General features: G+C 67.4%; 15 protein-coding genes. 9 read left to right on the top strand and 6 right to left on the bottom strand.

All coding sequences use genetic code 11. The annotated features are described in order from the left end of the window. The first annotated feature begins 37 nt into the window (after positions 1–37). Entirely contained in the window at positions 38–1,045 is a 1,008-nt protein-coding gene (locus BMW54_RS12100) for an oxidoreductase (protein WP_090056270.1), read from the top strand. Positions 1,046–1,247: 202 nt separating this feature from the next. Next, a complete protein-coding gene (locus BMW54_RS12095; RefSeq protein WP_090056269.1) occupies positions 1,248–1,496 on the top strand; it encodes a hypothetical protein in 249 nt (82 codons plus the stop codon). Between the two features lie 23 nt (positions 1,497–1,519). On the opposite strand, the gene BMW54_RS12090 is transcribed toward BMW54_RS12095, so the two are convergent. From BMW54_RS12090 to BMW54_RS12070, 5 genes are all read right to left on the bottom strand, one after another. Continuing rightward, a complete protein-coding gene (locus BMW54_RS12090; protein ID WP_090056267.1) occupies positions 1,520–2,824 on the bottom strand; it encodes an amidohydrolase family protein in 1,305 nt (434 codons plus the stop codon). A 67-nt stretch (positions 2,825–2,891) separates the two neighbouring features. Continuing rightward, on the bottom strand, positions 2,892–5,072 hold the full coding sequence (locus BMW54_RS12085; protein WP_175472847.1) for a penicillin acylase family protein: 2,181 nt from the start codon (positions 5,070–5,072) through the stop codon (positions 2,892–2,894). Between the two features lie 77 nt (positions 5,073–5,149). Beyond that, positions 5,150–6,076 carry a M14 family metallopeptidase gene (locus tag BMW54_RS12080; protein WP_090056263.1) on the bottom strand — a complete coding sequence of 309 codons (927 nt, stop codon included), beginning with the start codon at positions 6,074–6,076 and terminating at the stop codon, positions 5,150–5,152. A gap of 65 nt (positions 6,077–6,141) precedes the next feature. Further along, entirely contained in the window at positions 6,142–7,443 is a 1,302-nt protein-coding gene (locus BMW54_RS12075; RefSeq protein ID WP_090056260.1) for an OprD family outer membrane porin, read from the bottom strand. Between the two features lie 191 nt (positions 7,444–7,634). Further along, positions 7,635–8,603 carry a hypothetical protein gene (locus BMW54_RS12070; protein ID WP_254779309.1) on the bottom strand — a complete coding sequence of 323 codons (969 nt, stop codon included), beginning with the start codon at positions 8,601–8,603 and terminating at the stop codon, positions 7,635–7,637. 309 nt (positions 8,604–8,912) lie between these two features. Here BMW54_RS12070 and BMW54_RS12065 point away from each other — a divergent pair, with 309 nt between their 5' ends. Next, positions 8,913–9,548: a hypothetical protein gene (locus tag BMW54_RS12065; RefSeq protein WP_090056255.1), complete on the top strand. Its 636-nt coding sequence runs from the start codon at positions 8,913–8,915 to the stop codon at positions 9,546–9,548. 40 nt (positions 9,549–9,588) lie between these two features. Here the strand turns inward: BMW54_RS12065 and BMW54_RS12060 are convergent, their stop codons facing one another. Continuing rightward, positions 9,589–10,452 (bottom strand): YicC/YloC family endoribonuclease, encoded by an 864-nt coding sequence (locus BMW54_RS12060; protein WP_090056254.1) that lies wholly within the window; start codon positions 10,450–10,452, stop codon positions 9,589–9,591. A 78-nt stretch (positions 10,453–10,530) separates the two neighbouring features. On the opposite strand from BMW54_RS12060, the gene rph reads away from it, so the two are divergent. From rph to BMW54_RS12030, 6 genes are all read left to right on the top strand, one after another. Continuing rightward, positions 10,531–11,262: a ribonuclease PH gene (gene rph, locus BMW54_RS12055; protein WP_090056251.1), complete on the top strand. Its 732-nt coding sequence runs from the start codon at positions 10,531–10,533 to the stop codon at positions 11,260–11,262. After that, on the top strand, positions 11,259–11,771 hold the full coding sequence (locus BMW54_RS12050) for a GNAT family N-acetyltransferase (protein WP_090056250.1): 513 nt from the start codon (positions 11,259–11,261) through the stop codon (positions 11,769–11,771). The genes rph and BMW54_RS12050 overlap by 4 nt, the downstream gene beginning before the upstream one ends. A 6-nt stretch (positions 11,772–11,777) precedes the next feature. Beyond that, positions 11,778–12,371: an RdgB/HAM1 family non-canonical purine NTP pyrophosphatase gene (gene rdgB / locus BMW54_RS12045; protein WP_090056247.1), complete on the top strand. Its 594-nt coding sequence runs from the start codon at positions 11,778–11,780 to the stop codon at positions 12,369–12,371. Beyond that, a complete protein-coding gene (gene hemW / locus BMW54_RS12040; RefSeq protein WP_090056245.1) occupies positions 12,368–13,528 on the top strand; it encodes a radical SAM family heme chaperone HemW in 1,161 nt (386 codons plus the stop codon). Before rdgB ends, hemW begins: the two co-directional genes overlap by 4 nt. A 171-nt stretch (positions 13,529–13,699) precedes the next feature. Then, positions 13,700–15,508, top strand: a complete 1,809-nt coding sequence (locus BMW54_RS12035) for a type IV secretory system conjugative DNA transfer family protein (RefSeq protein WP_175472846.1) — start codon at positions 13,700–13,702, stop codon at positions 15,506–15,508. A 130-nt stretch (positions 15,509–15,638) separates the two neighbouring features. Continuing rightward, positions 15,639–16,853: a hypothetical protein gene (locus BMW54_RS12030; RefSeq protein ID WP_090056243.1), complete on the top strand. Its 1,215-nt coding sequence runs from the start codon at positions 15,639–15,641 to the stop codon at positions 16,851–16,853. Positions 16,854–16,874 lie beyond the last annotated feature (21 nt).

Below are 16,874 nucleotides of genomic sequence, written 5' to 3'. Positions count from 1 at the left end.
CACGTACGCTGGAATCGCCATCCCCGAGGAGATTCACATGCGCACCCCGCAAAGCCCCATCCATTCCGGCTTCACCGCCGCCTCCACCGCCAGCGACGTGCTCGCGGGCATCGACCTTTCCGGCAGGACCGCGATCGTCACGGGCGGTTACTCCGGCATCGGCGTCGAAACGACGCGCGCACTTCGCGCGGCCGGCGCGCGCGTCATCGTGCCCGCCCGCGATCTCGACAAGGCGGCCCGCACCCTCGCCGGTATCGACGCCGAGGTCCACCCGATGGACCTCGCGGACCCCGCCTCCATCGACGCCTTCGCGGCACGCTTCGTCGCCCGGGACGAACCGCTGCACATCCTGATCAACGGCGCCGGCATCATGGCGCCCCCGCTGACGCGCGACCGCCGCGGCTACGAAATGCAGTTCGCGACGAACCACCTCGGCCACTTCCAGCTGACCGCCCGTCTCTGGCCCGCCCTGGCCCGCGCGCGCGGCGCACGCGTCGTCTCGGTCTCGTCGCGCGGCCACCGCTTCGCGGCCGTCGACTTCGACGATCCGCACTTCGAGCGTCGCGCGTACGATCCCTGGGTCGCGTACGGCCAGTCGAAGACCGCCAACGTGCTGTTCGCCGTCGCGCTCGACACGCGCGGACGCGATCACGGCGTGCGCGCGTTCGCGCTGCATCCGGGCGCCATCGTCACCGACCTCGCGCGGCACATGAGCCAGGACGACCTGCGCGCACGCGGCGCCATCGATGACGAAGGCCGGCCGGTCGTCGATCTCGCGCGCGGCCTGAAGAGCGTGCAGCAGGGCGCGTCGACGAGCGTATGGACGGCCACGAGTCCGCGCCTCGACGGGATGGGCGGCGTGTACTGCGAGGACAACGACATCTCGCCGATCCTGACCGACGCCGACGCCACGATCGGCAATCTCAGCGAGGACGTCGGGGTGCGGCCCTGGGCGATCGATCCCGACAGCGCGGAGCGGCTCTGGACGCTGAGCGAGGCGCTCACCGGCGTGACGTTCCTCACACCTCACCGCGAGATCGCATAGATACAAGTGAAAGCATCATCACGCGAAAACGACGGCTTAATACGATCGGGAGCATCGTGGTATCCGCTCCGTGGCGCGGACGCCGCGGAGTCCACCCGGCCCATCGATCTACGCTCACGGAGGTACTTCCCCCGCTTTCCGTGAGGACGCGAGTACCGGCTCGCCCCACCGGCTTTGCGCACGCCTTTCGTGCGATCGAGGCATGGTCATGTACGTCGCCGATTCACTCAACGCACTAACGTTCTTCCCGCACCAGGTGCACTTCGAAACCGTGCGCGACGCGGACAACGCCCGCCGGCACAACTGGTCGCCGGGCTATTACGAGGACGCCGACGCCTCCCTGGAGCATCACGTCGGCAGCGCGACCGACGCGGCAACCACCGCGCCGCCGCTCGAAGCGATGGAGAAGGGACAGCCCGTCGACGGCGAGCTCGACGCCGTTCCCGCGTAAGCGCGGCCACGGCGCCGCAGCCGTTACGGCGAGGCGCGAACTCCCGGCCCCCGATAAACCACCCCACCTTTCATCACGAACGCGACCCGCGCCAGCGACCCCACGTCCTTGGTCGGGTCGCCCTGCACGGCGATGATGTCCGCGTCGAGCCCAGGCTTCAGCTGGCCGATGCGCTCCTGCTGGCGCAGCACCTTCGCGTCGACCGTGGTCGCGGCGAGCAGGGCCCGCGTCGGCGACATGCCGTCGCGCACCATCCACTCCAGTTCCTTGTAGTTGGTGCCGTGCATGAACACGCCGACGTCGCTGCCATTGCCGATGGTGACGCCCGCCTCCATCGCGAGCCGGAACGCACGCGCGGCCTTCTGCATCGCCTCGGTCGACGGCTGGCCGGGTTTCCAGCCGCCGAAGTATTCCGCGTACGCGGCGCTGGCCTCGAGCGTGGGCATGAAGGCCACGCCGTGTTTCTTCATGAGCGCGAACACCTCGGCGGTGCCGTCGTAGCCGTGCTCGATCGTGTCCACGCCCGCCATGACGGCGCGCCGCATGCCCTCGGGCGTGCTCGAATGCACGGCCACGGGCAGGCCCAGCGCGTGGGCCGTCTCGACGGCGACGTTCAATTCTTCCTGGCTCAACGTGGGGGACGATCCCTTCGCCTTGCCGCAGTGATAGTCGGCGTAAAGCTTGATCCAGTCCGCCCCGTGGGCCGCCTGATCGCGCACCGCGTCGATCATCTGCGCGGTGCCGCTGACCGGCGCCGCGCCCTGAGGCAGGTCGATGTCGTCGCGAAAACCCAGCGGTCCGGGTCCGTAGCAATGCCCCGCGACGATCGCGCGTGTGGCGACGAAGAGACGCGGCCCGGGGATCAGCCCCGTGTCGATCGCATGCTGCACGTCGACATCCGCGTATCCCGCGCCTTCCGTGCCGAGATCCCGCAGCGTCGTGAATCCGCTCATCAGGGTGTCGCGCGCGTGCTTCACCGCCTGCACGGTGCGGAACGCGAGCGTCTCCTTCAGTACCTGGTCGTTCCAGAGCGTCTCGTTGTACGGATGCAGGAAGAGGTGCGAGTGCGCGTCGATCAGGCCCGGCAGCAACGTCGTGCCCGGCAGGTCCACCGTCTGCGCGCCCGACGGCACGGCGACCTTCGCCGCCGGTCCGACATCGACGATCTTCCCGCCCCGCACGAGCACCACCCAGCCGTCGTGCGCTTCTTCGCCGCGTGCGTCGAACACGCGGTCGGCCTTGAGCAGATACGTCGCCGCGTCCTCGGCCATGGCCGACGCGCAGAACGCCATGGCACAGGCCGCGAACAGTTTCCGCCAACCCATCATCGCTCTCCCCTCGATAAGTCATGCATGCCGGCCATCGAAGATGCACACGTCCGGCAGGCACACGCCATCACTCCCCCGGATGGTACGTCCGCTCGACGTGCCCTTCGAGTTCGTCCGGCCAGAAGTACACCGGGCGCAGATGGCCCGTCGTATAGCGCTCGGCTTCGTCGTCGAAATGCTTCGATGACGGGTCGCCACTCTCCCCACCCGCGGTGATCGCGCGGGCGCGCACCCGGTCGCCGAATTCGACCACCGCGACGAAACTGTTGCCGCTGGTGCCGTAATAGCGCTTCGTTCCGGGCCAGCGATGCGCGCCGAACGACGCCAGCGAGCCCCAGCGCGACGACGTGAACGGCACGGGGATGCTCGGCTTCGCATCGTCGAAGCGCTGCCTGATGGCACCGTCGACGCGCTGGAAGCGGTTGACCTCACCCCACGGTACGCCCCAGCTGCCGAAATCCTTCTCCAGCCGGTCGGCCGCTTCGGCAAGCGCGTCGAGCCGCGCCTTCGGCCCGGCCTTCCCGGCCATGACGTCGTAGACCGACAGACCTTCCTCGTTGTCGAGCTTGCTCGCCTTGTCCCACAGGATGTCGCCCCAGAAGACGGCGAGCGACGTGGGCATCGACGCGATGCCCCAGCGGTAATCCCAGTGGCGCAGCAGGCCGACGGGGCCGGCGAGCCTGGCCTTCAGCGGGTCGGACGCGGGCAGCGCGTCGTAGTCGGCAATGAGGATCGGCAGCTGGCGTGCGAACGCCGGCAGGAACGGATCGAACGCCGCGTCGATCAGCGACGCCAGCGTGAAGTCGCGGCGCCCCGTGAGGACGCGCGTCGCGTGCAGGCCGCGCGGATTCTCGCCCACCGCGTCCATGTAACGCGGATAGTCCGATGCCTTCGGACTATCCGGGCCCGCCGCCCACCATGGGCCGTCGTTGGTGTTGAAGATCCACCCGGTCGGTGGATTGAACAGTCGCGGCGCCGCGTCGAGTGGCAGCAGTCCTTGCCAGTCGGCCGCGGGATCGCTGCCGTCGACCGGCTTCGTATAGTCGAAGCGGTCGTCGCGCTTCGGAATGAACTGTGGATGCAGGTACGCGATGTTGCCCTTGTCGTCCGCGTAGATGGTGTTGTTCGACGAGTTCGCCTTGAGGTCCGCGACTTTCATGTACGCCGCGTAATCGTTCGCTTTCGTGCGCAGCCAGCTCTGCTGCAGTGCCGCCAGCGGCCTGTTCATGAGGGCGATGGCGATCCACTTGCCGCCCTCGTCGCGGATCACCGGGCCATGGTGCGTGCCGTACACGGTGAAGCGCCGCTCGGCACGGGTGCCGTCATCGGCGCGCACGATCAGGGCGACCTCCCGCGACGTGACGGGACGCCAGCGATCCCCATGGCGATAGACGAGGCGACCATCGCGGCGCTCGACGGTTTCGGCGAACTCGTCCACGGCATCGAGCGTCGTCGACGTATGCATCCACCCGATGTGGCGATTGAAGCCCTGGTAGATGAAGAACTGCCCCCACGTCACCGCGCCATAGGCGTCGAGCCCCTCGTCGCTCGACATCTGCAGCTCGGAGCGGAAAAAGAACGACGTGTGCGGATTGATGAGCAGCAGCGCATGCCCGTCCACGGTCAGCTTCGGCGCGATGGCGATGCCGTTCGAACCGGTCGGCTCGGCCCAGCTCGACGGCGGCGCGAACTGCGCGAGCGCACCGGCCGGGTCCTTCCCGTAGAACGCCTGCAGCTTCGCGGTGGACACGCGCTCGATGTCGCCGCCGATGCTGCCTTCGCTGAAACTGAGCGCCATCCAGGGTTCGAAACGACGAATGACACGCGGATGCGTTGCGGGATGCGTGGCGAGGTAGTGGTTGAGCCCGTCGGCCCACGCGTCCATCAGACGCTTCAGCCATGCCGGGCTGCGCGCGTAGTCGCGCCTGAGATCGTCGGGATCGATGAAGAGCCGCTGGCGCAGGTCCTGCCAGAGTGCGGATTCGCCTTCCGCCTCCGCCAGCCGTCCGAGCGCCACGAGATAGTTGGTCTCGACGCGATTGAAGTCGTCTTCCGCCTGGGCGTACGCCATGCCGAAGACCGCGTCCGCATCCGTTCGGCCATGGACGTGCGCGATGCCCCAGTCATCGCGCACGATGGTCACCGCCTGCGCCTCGCGCTTCAGCCGCGCGGTATCGTCCTCGGCGTTCGCGACATGCGCGGTGAACAACCCGAAGGCCGCGGCGGTGACAAGCACGGTCGTACGCATCGACATCCCCCGTTGGCGTCAGCCTCCTATCCTACTCAACGCCCGCACCGTTTGCCGGTGCGCGCGGCGGGGCACGGTCAACCGCCCGGATGCGTCAGCGCGTAGTCGATCGCCGCGCGCACCGCCGCCACCTGCGCGTCGTTGCACTGCCGCGGCGTCGCACGCAGGCTGTCGGGATAGACCTCGGTCGTCGTCGTGTAGCGCGCGTTCGTGATGCCCGCACACAGCCCGAGCGCTTTCAGGTCGTACTCGATCACGCCCGGCGCGACCACCGGCGAACCGATGATCTCGCCGTTCGCGTCGGCGGGCGCGATGTGCGTCACCTGCGCCACCGCCTCGATCACCGCCTTCTGGAACGCGGGCTGCGGGTTCGCGGTGTCGTCGACGAGGTAGAAGCCGTCCGGAATCTCGCCGGGCTCGTACGCCTTGCCGTCGCGCGCGGCGAGCGCCGGTCGAAATTCCGACTCGTCGGAATCGGTGGTCTCGTGCAGGTCGATGTGCATCAGCGCGACGTCGCGCAACGGTGCCAGCAACGCGACCAGCGCGGCCGACTCCTGCGACGGGCTCCCCTCGCGAAAATTGCGGTTGGGGTCGATGGCGTCGGGGTTCCAGCGATGGATGCGCTCGTACGCCCAGGGACTCACGCACGGCACGACCAGCACGTTCGCGCGGCCGTCGTAGTCACGGCCATGATCGGCAAGGAACTGCAGCGCGCCATGCACGCCGCTCGTCTCGTAGCCGTGCACGCCACCGGTTACCACCATCGTCGGCAGCGCGTCGTTCCAGCCGCGGCTACGCACCGCGAGGAACGGGTAGCGCGTGCCGTCGTAGGTCACCGAGCCGTACTTCACGACGTCGAAGTCGCGCCGCATCGGCTCGATGGCGGCCACCACGTCGTCGGCATGGCTGCGCCGCTTGTGCTGCAGCGCCCGCCACGCCGCGATGTCCGCGGGGCTCCAGGGCTTTCCGGGTGTGCCGATCGGGTACGGGGCGTGCGGGGTCATGGCGGCTCGCTGGGGTTCGGGATCGCCGCGCACTTTAGCATCCGCGCCCCAGCGGCCCCAGCGGATCAGAACGCGTAACTGATCATCAGCCGGTTGTTCGTCCACGACCGGTTGCCCGGGTTGAGGTTGTTGGTGCCGCCGACGGTGTGCTCCCAGCGGTCCCGAAGCTGGAGCCCCTTCAGCACGTTGTCGAGCTTCCAGATGACGTCCATGTACAGGTTGTGGCTGACGCCGCGCAGCACGGTGTCGTAGCGCGCGTACGCCGCCGCGACCACGAGATCGTCGTGCAGCATCGCGTACTGCGCCCTCGCCTTCCATGCGGTGCCCGGGCCCAGTTCCACGAGACCGCGCAGCATGGATGTCGTGTAGAGCGGGTCCGTCGCGTAGCTGTTCGTATAGGGCGAGATGATCGCGCCGGCGCCCGTCGCGTTGCGGTCGCTGTCGAGCTTGTTGTACGCGACGTCGAACTTCGCCTTGCCCACGCCCACGCCGGCGTCCACGCCCCAGGCGGACGCGTCGACGCGCTCGCCCGCCACGCCGGTGATCGGCGTGTGCGTGCCGACGAGGACGTTGCCCGAGCCGCTGGTCTCGCGTACGACCTGCGCACCGAGGAACGGCTTGAACGCGCCCACGGCGGCGAACGTGTACGTGCCATCCACGTAGCCCATCCGACCGAAATGCTCGAAGTCGTAGTACCAGGCCTGCGCCTTGAACGCCTTGGAGGTGTAGGTGCCACCGAGTGCCGTGGTGCCGTCCTGCGAGCGCGCGGACCGCGGAAGGGCGCCGTTGTTTCCGTACATGCTGTCGCCGTGGTACGTCGACGGGTAATAGACGTTATCGTCGTTGTAGCCCTCCGACGTGCGGCTCTTCCAGCGCAGCGTGCGGATCGCATAGATGTCCCAGCCCTTCGCCGGCCGGAAGTCCACCATCGCGCCCTGATACGACGCGGGGACCACGCGCGAATCGGACTGCCCCATCCACGGCGTGTTGAGGTACTGGTCGCCCGCGCGCACCGTCACCCATGGATTCGCGTATTCGACGAAGGCCTGCGTGAAGCCGTCGATGGTGTTGCCCGGCCCCATCAGCGACGTATCGATACGCCCGGTGTCGTGCGACTGGGTGCCGAACGAATGCGCGGAGAACCCGGTAGCGACCGCGCTGAATCCGCCGACGCTTCCGCTACGCACGGTGAGCAGGCCCGTCAGCGAGTTGGCGAACTGGTCCTTGGTCGACGGGTTGTCGTAGTCGCGATCGAAGCGGTACAGCCTGACCTCGCCGTTGACCTTCGCGTCGCGGAAGAAGTCGTCGGCATGCGCGCCCGCCACGACACCGGCGAGCAAGGCCGTCGCGATGAGTGCGCGGCGCATCAGAGAATCCCCAGGACGAGGTGACGATCGGCCATGGCGGCCGCGGCGGCGTCGCGATGCGCGCCGATGAAGGAAGATGGCATGAGGCAACGTGTTCCCGTTCGTAAGAAACCCGGCGCGTGGCCGGGCCAAGGGTCAGGCGGTAGTCTGCACCGGAAACAAGGATACGCCATTGGAGCGAATTGCCGCGATTAGCGGATGACTGACTTGCGCACGAGCGTGTCGAACGCCGCGGCCGTCTGCTCGTCAGTGAAATCGCAGTGCCCGTCGCCCACCGGATCGAGCACGGTCAGCCACCGTCCGCTCCCCGCGGCCCTGATCTGCGCCGGATACACGCCGTGGAATCGTGCCGGGATGGTCGGATCGAACGCGTTCCACTGCATCACGAGCGGGGTATCGATGCGGCCCGTGAGGGTGACGTTGTCCTTCGCATAGGCGGCCGCCTTCGGCGAGGCGGCATAGCGGCGCGCCTTGCGATTGACCGCCGTGTCGTCGCCGAAGCCTTCGTACACATCCTTGCGATTGTCGACGGGCATGCCGCCCGCGCGTCGTTCGATCTCGCGCAGCCCGAGGTAGTACAGGGCCAGCGTCGGCAGCGTTTCCGGCCGCTGCTCGAGACGCTTCGCGAGCACGGCGGCCTCGTTCGGATGCTTTTCCAGCGCGCCGGCGATGACGCCCGGATCGATCGCCGGCGGCGAACCGGGTGCGGCGAGGTCGGGGATCACGCCCGGAATCAACGCGTCGAACGCGACCAGCGGCTCCACGATCCCCTTCGCAAGAAATTCCGGCGTCGACACCGTCAACCCGCAGGTGATCATCGCGCCGGTGTAAGCGCGCGGATGGCGCTCGATGCTCGCGGCGACCGCGAGTCCGCCCAGCGAGAACCCATAGAGATAGGTATGCGCCGGGCGCACGTATGTCTTCGCGAAGTACTGGCGGAGACGCTCCGTGTCGGCGACGGCGTCGCTCACCGCCCAGCCCTGCGACGCGTACTGGCTCTGGGCCACCGCGAAACCCTTCCCCAGGAACACCGGCGTCGCATCCGCGGCCGCCATCGGCGTCGAGACCGGAGCCCCCACGGGCTGGTAGCCATGCATCAGCATGACGAGGTCGCCGTTCCAGTTCGGCGGCACATCGATGCGGTAGGACGCTCCGTTCAACGTACCGCTGTAGGTGCCTTGTGCGGGTTCCGCCGCATGGAGCGGCCATGATGCGACGATACTGCACGCGAAGCCGATCAGCGCCATGCGGGTTGAACGTCGCCATGCTGCAGGGACCATCACGTCGCTCCGGTCGTGAAAACGGAGGCATTAAGCACCATCCATTCGGTACTGGGAAGCCCGACGCCAAAGCATTTGGGACCGCGGAACCAACACGGACCCGAGCCACGCCGTGCCGGGAGTCATGGTGGACACCGACTCGCAGGCTTGGCTAGGCTGCCACCCTTCGGCAGCCCAGGGAGGAAACGCATGTCCGTTAACCGCATTCTCGTCGTCTATTCCGGCGTTCTGACCGCGGCCATCGCGGTCGTGCTGCTCTCCGGTTTCACGAAGCACGCCAGCACCTCCTTCGACGAAATCGATGTGCAGCGAATCAACATTCGCGAGCCCGATGGCACGCTCCGGATGGTGGTGGCGAACAGCGCACGCCTCCCTGGCGTCATCGTCAAGGGCACCGAACAGCCCAAGGTGGACCGGCCCCAGGCCGGCATGATCTTCCTCAACGACGAGGGCTCCGAGAACGGCGGCCTCATCTTCGGCGGAAAGCGCAACGACAAGGGCGAGGTGGTCGACGCGGGCGGCAGCCTTTCGTTCGATCGCTACAACGCGAATCAGGTCGTCCAGCTCATCGGCGTGGACGATAAGGACAGCCACTTCGCCGGGCTCTCGGTCACCGACAGCGTCGAGCACGCGCGAAACAAGCAACGTATCTGGGTGGGGCGTGACGACGATGGCACCGCCACCTTGTCGATGAGGGATGGCGCCGGAAGAGAGAGAATCCAGGTGAAGGTGCCATCCGATGGGACGCCGGTCATCAACTTCCTCGACGGGAATGGCAAAGTGCAGAAGACCATCGCCGGCGCCGATTCCGCATCATCCCGATAGATGCCGATTTCCGACGGGGGCGGCCGGATGCCGTCTCCCGTCACTCGATGTTCTGCACCTGCTCGCGCATCTGTTCGATCAGCACCTTCAGTTCGACCGCGGCGTTGGTGGTGCGCGAGTCGACCGACTTGGAACCGAGCGTGTTCGCCTCGCGATTGAATTCCTGCATGAGGAAGTCGAGGCGGCGACCGATCGGTTCCTTCAGGGCGAGGACGCGGCGGGCCTCGGCGATGTGGGTGCTCAGGCGATCGAGTTCCTCGTCGACGTCGATGCGCGTGATCTGCAGCACCAGTTCCTGTTCGAGGCGACCCGGTTCCACCGGCTGACGAACGTCGGCCAGGCGGGCTTCGAGGCGGGCGCGCAGGGCCGTCCGGATCTCGGGGAGCCAGCCGCGCACGTCGCCCACGATCTTCTCGATGCCGTCGAGGCGGTCGCGCAGGATTTCGCCGAGCTTCTCGCCTTCGCGGCCGCGGGTGTCGCCGAGGACGGCCAGCGCGCGATCGAGGACGTCGAGCAGCGCGCCCTGGAGGGCGTCCGCGTCGGTCTCGGGCTGCTGCATGACGCCCGGGAAGCGCAGCAGTTCCGTGAACTCGATGCGCATGCGCGGGAAGCGCTGCTCGAGATCCAGCGCCAGTTCGGAGAGGCGGGAGAGCACGCTGCCGTTTATGCGCAGACCTTCGCCGGCGCCCGCGTCGGCGCGGAGGCGGACGGTGACGTCGACCTTGCCGCGCGAAAGACGCTGGGCGATCCGCTCGCGCAGCGCGCTCTCGAAGCCGCGCATTTCCTCGGGCAGCCGGGGGCTGATCTCGAGGTAGCGGTGGTTGACCGTGCGCACCTCGCAGGTCAGCGTGCCGGACGGGCCCGCGCTGTCGGCGGAAGCGTAGGCGGTCATGCTGCGGATCATCGTTGGCCCCGGTGGCGCGTTGAGGAAAGGTCGCAATGGTAAACTGACCCACCGCCCGTGCCCAACTCAGGCCCCCACATGACCTTTTCCCGTCCGAGCGGCCGCGCCGCCGACCAGCTGCGCCCCGTCAGCATCGAACGCCACTACACCCGCCATGCGGAGGGCTCCGTGCTCGTGTCCTTCGGCGACACGAAGGTGCTGTGCACCGCCTCGATCGAGGAGCGCGTCCCGCCGTGGCTGCGCGGCAAAGGCGAGGGCTGGGTCACGGCCGAGTACGGCATGCTGCCCCGCGCGACCACCGATCGCACGCAGCGCGAAGCCGCGCGCGGCGGCCAGGGCGGTCGCACCATGGAGATCCAGCGACTGATCGGCCGCTCGCTGCGCGCCTGCGTCGACCGCGCCGCCCTCGGCGAGCGCGTGATCACCCTCGACTGCGACGTGATCCAGGCCGACGGCGGCACGCGCACCGCGGCCATCACCGGCGCCTATGTCGCGCTGGTCGACGCCGTCGCGACGCTGACGAAACGCAACGCCGTCAAGCGCAACCCGATCCTCGGCGCGATCGCCGCGGTGTCCGTCGGCGTCTACAACGGCGTGCCGGTGCTCGACCTCGACTACGCCGAAGACTCCAACTGCGATACCGACATGAACGTCGTCATGAACGACGGCGGCGGCTTCATCGAGGTGCAGGGAACGGCAGAGGGCCACGCCTTCCGCCGCGAGGAGATGAACGCGATGCTCGATCTCGCCGCGAAGGGCATCGCCGACCTGGTGCATGCGCAGCGCGCCGCGCTGGAGGCCACGCCGTGAGCGAGATCCGTGCCGCCAGCGCCGACGACCTCGAGGCCATCGTCGCCGTCCACAAGGCCGCGTTCGGTCGCGATGCCGAGGCCGACCTGGTGCGGCGGCTCGTCGCCGCGGGTCGTGACGCGATCTCGCTCGTGGCCGTGGACGACGGCGACGCGGTGATCGGTCACGTCCTGTTCTCGCCCGTCAGCATCGAAGAAGGCGACGACGGCAACGCGCTCGGCCTCGCGCCCGTCGCCGTCCTGCCCGAGCACCAGCGCCTGGGCATCGGCCACGCGTTGATCGAAGAAGGCATCGGCGCGTGCTTCGTGCGCGACGCGAAGGCGATCTTCGTGCTGGGTTCGCCGGCGTACTACACGCAGTTCGGCTTCACCAAGGCCTCGGCGCACGGCCTGTTCGATACCTACGACGGCGGCAACGCCTTCCAGGTGCTGCCCCTCACCGTCGACGGACTTGCCGGTTACAAGGGCTGCGTGCGTTACGCGCCCGAATTCGCGACCGGGAATCCCTAGAACGCCATGCGCATCGTCCTCGCCTCCGGCAACGCCGGCAAAGTGATCGAACTCGAGCAACTGCTCGAAGGCACCGGCGTGCAACTCGTCGCGCAGACGTCGCTCGGTGTCGTGGACGCCGACGAGACGGGTCTGACGTTCGTGGAGAACGCCCTGATCAAGGCGCGCCACGCGGCACGCGCCACGGGTCTGCCCGCGCTGGCGGACGACTCGGGCATCTGCGTGGACGCGCTAGACGGCGCGCCCGGACTCTATGCCGCCCGCTACGCCGGCACGCACGGCGACAGCGCCGCCAACAACGCGAAGCTCCTGCGCGAACTCGACGGCGTGCCGCCCGAAAAGCGCGGCGCGTACTTCATCGCGGTGCTCGTCCTGCTGCGTCATGCCGACGATCCGGCGCCGCTGATCGCGGAAGGCCGCTGGTACGGCCACATCCTCGAAGCGCCGCGGGGCGAAGGCGGCTTCGGCTACGACCCGCTGTTCCTGCCCGACGGGCACGACGTCTCGGCGGCGGAACTCGACTTCGCGTTGAAGAACCGCCTCAGCCACCGGGGCCAGGCGCTCGAACGGCTCAAGGCGGGCCTCGCCGGATCCGTATGACTCTCGTCCCGCCGCCACTGTCCCTGTACGTCCACATGCCGTGGTGCGTGCGCAAGTGTCCGTACTGCGACTTCAATTCGCACGGCGTGCGGGGCGGTACGCCCGACTATGCATCCTACGTGGACGTCTTGCTGGCCGATCTCGACGCCGATCTCCGCGACGTCGGCGCCGCGGTGCACGGCCGGCGGATCGAGACGGTGTTCTTCGGCGGCGGCACGCCGAGCCTCTTCTCGCCGGAACTGGTGGGACGATTCCTCGACGGCGCGCGGGAGCGGCTGGCCTTCGCGACGGATGCCGAAGTCACGCTCGAAACGAACCCGGGCACCGTCGAGCACGGTCGTTTCGACGGCTACCTCGCGGCCGGCGTGAACCGCATTTCCTTCGGAGTGCAGAGCTTCGACGACGACAAGCTGCGCCGGCTCGGTCGCATCCACTCGTCGAACGAGGCGGCGGACGCCGTCCGGCAGGCGCAGGACGCGGGCATCGACAACATCAACATCGACCTGATGTACGCCCTGCCGGAGCAGACGCTCGAAGGTGCCCTCGACGATGTCGATCGCGCCATCGCGCTGTCACCCACCCATGTATCGCATTATCAGCTGACGCTCGAGCCGAACACCGCGTTCGCCGCGAACCCGCCGCCACTGCCGGACGACGACGCGGCGTGGGCGATCCAGGAAGCCTGCGAGGCCCGTCTCGCCGAGGCGGGTTACGGGCAGTACGAAGTCTCCGCCTATGCCCGGCCGGGGCGCCGCTGCGAACACAACCTCAACTATTGGCGGTTCGGCGACTACCTCGGCATCGGCGCGGGCGCGCACGGCAAGATCAGCGACGCCACCGGCGTGCGCCGGCGCTGGAAGACCCGCCTCCCCGCCGCCTATCTCGCCAGCGCCGGACAGCCGGCGCGCATCGGTGGCGATGGCCTTGTCATGGCCGCCGACCTGCCGTTCGAATACATGCTCAACGCCCTGCGCCTCATCGACGGCGTGCCCGCGACCGATTTCGCGGAGCGCACCGGCGTGCCTGCGGGATCGATCGCCGCGGCGCGCGCGGCCTGCATCGAGCGCGGCTGGCTGGTGGACGACGAGACCCTGCTGAAGACCACCCCGCTCGGCCAGCGCTTCCTCAACGACGTCATCGAAGCCTTCATGGCCTGAGCGGCGCGGTCGGCTGCGGAAATTCTCAGGGACTGCGGAGCGCGCCAAAGCGAGCCGCCGTGCGGCGGCGTCCGGAAGATCGCGCCACGTCACGTATGACGTGCTGAATACATCGGCCGTTCATCGCCGTGTCGCGACACTCCGCGCCTTTTCTGCACGGAGCGCAGAGGCATGGAAAGCAAGACGAAGTTGGCATCGGCACTGATGCTCGCGGTACCGACGCTCGTCGGCGGCGCGTACCTGTCGGGCACGATCGCGATCAAGCTGGTGGATCTTGCGACACCGCTGACGATCGACCTGTGGTGGCGCTGCCTCAAGGCGCTCGACGATCCGTCCTTCGCGCCGTACACGTTGCGGATCAAGGGATCTGTCTTCACCGGGTTCGCCGTACCCATCCTCGGCTGGGGCGCCGTGGTGCTCCGCATGTTCCAACGCCCGCCCGAAGCCGCCCACGGCGACGCGCGATTCGCCACGCTTGCCGAACTCCGCCGCGCGGGCCTGCTCACGCGACGGCCCGAAAGCATCCTCATCGGCGCCTCCGGCAGGCACCGCCTCTGGCTGAGCGGCGCGCAGCACGTCATCGTCATCAGCCCGACGCGCTCGGGCAAGACCACCAGCATCGCGATCCCCGTGCTGATGACCTACGAGCATTCGATGGTCGTCCTCGACGTGAAGGGCGAACTCCACCGGACCACGAGCGGATGCCGCAAGGCGCTCGGCCAGAAGGTGTTCGTGTGGGCCCCCTACGACGAGGCCGGCCGCACGGATCGCTTCAATCCCATGACCCCGCTCGCCTCCATGGACCCGGCGAAACGCATCGGCGAACTGCAGACCATCGCCGCCATCCTCTATCCCGACGACGGCGGTCGCGATCCGTTCTGGAGCGCACAGAGCCGCGCGGCATTCGTGGCCTTCGGCTCTTACCTGTTCGAGGCGTGGGACCACGGCCTCCGGGAGATGACGCAGGCCGGCCTACCCGCCGAGGCAAGGCCGCAACCCAACACCTCGACCGACTTCCCGAGCTTCGAGCGCATCCTCGGGTTCTCCAGCGGGACGCAGGCGATGGGCACGCAGGCGCTGCTGAAATCCATCGTCGGCGACGCGTCGCTCTCGTGGGTCAGCAGGCAAACCAGAACGGTATTCACCAACCTCGCAGGCCTCGCCGAGGACACGTTCTCGTCGGTGATCGCGACCATGCAGGCGCCGTTGCAGCAGTTCCTCAGCCCCATTCTCGCCGCAGCCACCAACGCGACCGACTTCGACGTGGACCGCTTCCGGCGCGAGCCCACGACGCTGTACGTCGTCATCCCGACGCATAAGCTCGACGAGAGCGCCAAGCTGCTCAACATCTTCTTCAGCGCGCTCATCGGCCGCAACCTCGGCAAGCAGCTGGGCGAGGAGCCCGACCTGAAGTACCAGATGCTGATGCTCATGGACGAGTTCACCGCCATGGGTCGCGTCGACGTGTGGTCGAAGCGCATCTCCATCTCGGCCAGCTACGGCGTGCGCGACCTCTGCATCGTGCAGAGCCGGGCGCAGCTGCGCTCGACCTATGGCGACCACGACGCGCAGAACTTCATCACCAACCACGGCGCGCAGGTCGTCTTCGCGCCCCGCGAGCAGAGCGACGCGAACGAATACAGCGAGATGCTCGGCTACCGAACGCAGCGCCAGACGCAACGGAGCGTCAGCCGCGGCGGCAGCGGCCACCAGGTATCGACCAGCCAGCACGACGAACGCCGCGCCCTGATGCTGCCCCAGGAGATCAAGGAACTGCCCGCCGACGAGGAGCTGATCTTCTACGAAGGATGCAAACCCATCCGCGCCCGCAAGAACTGGTTCTTCAAGGACAAGGGCTTCAAGGCGCTAGCGGCCTTGCCGCCGACGACGGTGTCGGCGAAGCCATCGGCGATCGCGGCACCACCGCCGCCAGCTGCGCCCAGCGCGACAGGCAAGCTGAAAGACGCACTCGCGGCATAGATGCGACACAGGGCACGTCGTCGATGTCTTCGCGGACGTGCTGAAAGCACTGCATCTCGACGAAGCGAACTGAAGATCCGCCGCACAGCACCCGGGCGAATGCCCTCCACATCTGCATGGAAAGCAGCCGATGAACCAAGAGAAGCAAGACGCCGACCGACCGACCGGACCCGACGACCGATGGGTGGCCAGCATGCGGGCCTGGGAGGCCATGAGGTCCCCCTGGGCAAAGGAGCGCCCTGCCTTTGTGCGCTGCTATGTCTGCCACCCCGAAAACGACGAGATCGATCCGGAAGACGGCTTGAGGCCGTCGCAACTGCGGCCGATCCATAAATGCACCTACGTCGATCCGGGGCAGGAACAGTACCTGCGCGCCACGGCCGAGCAGCTGCGCGAGAAGAAGGATGAGGACGTGCACGAGTGGCCGGAGCCTGGTTACGACTTCGGGACCGGGTTGCGACGCAAGCCGATGTCGCGCACGCGGCCCGACCTGAGAACCCCACCCCATGAAGAGCCTATCGAGGATGATGCGATGAAACGACGGAAGATGGCGATGGCCGCGGCCTTGGCGGCCGGGGCGGCAATGCCGGCGCCAAGTATGCATGTGGAAACGAAGCAGCCAGCTAATGAAGCGGTTGCGTCGAAGAAAACTGTCGCCGAGCCGGTGTGGCCGAACAACGGCATCGCCCAGCGCGAGGTCGGCAACGGTGAGGAGTGGGCGGAAAACTTCATCGTCGAACATGTCGACGGCAAGTGGACGGCGTGGGCGGTTGCCCGTCCGGCATACGGGGAAACCAAAGGTAAGGCGCTCGACTTCTTCACCGGCGAAGTCCTTGAAGTGACGGGTGAACTCGGCGAGCAGTACATCGACTCCTTCGTCGATGCGAAAGGGGTCGAGCATAAGGACACGTCCGATAAATATTTCTACTTTAAGGATGGAAGGCCAGGCGGCGCGGCCGGGAAGAATATCGATTTCAGCTCACCGACGATCGAGGTATCCCGTGGTCCCAAGCAGTCGGTTTGGCTAAATACCTATCAGCGCAGAACCGAAGACCATTCCAGGGTGATCTGGAGCAAGGTGCCTATGTACCGATGCGCCTCGTGCCCGGATGACGATTGGGCGTCATTACTCAGTACCGCCATCGAACTTCGCGACGGCACCATGCTGATTTCGGCAGGGAAATACGTATTCCGCGTGCGTACGGACGACCTCAGTCCGGTCGGCGAAGCCCCTGCGTTGCATATATTCGAGGAATCCGAGGTTCAGCGCGCAATCGATGACGCCAAAGCGCTTCAGGTACAGGACGTCCTCGGGCACGTACTGAAGGCTTTGCGTCTGGATTGATGCGCTTAAAAAACAAAAAGG

Origin of the sequence: Luteibacter sp. 329MFSha (genome assembly GCF_900111665.1) — a bacterium.
Classification (GTDB): Bacteria; Pseudomonadota; Gammaproteobacteria; order Xanthomonadales; family Rhodanobacteraceae; genus Luteibacter.
This window is presented reverse-complemented; position numbering and strand designations above follow the sequence as displayed.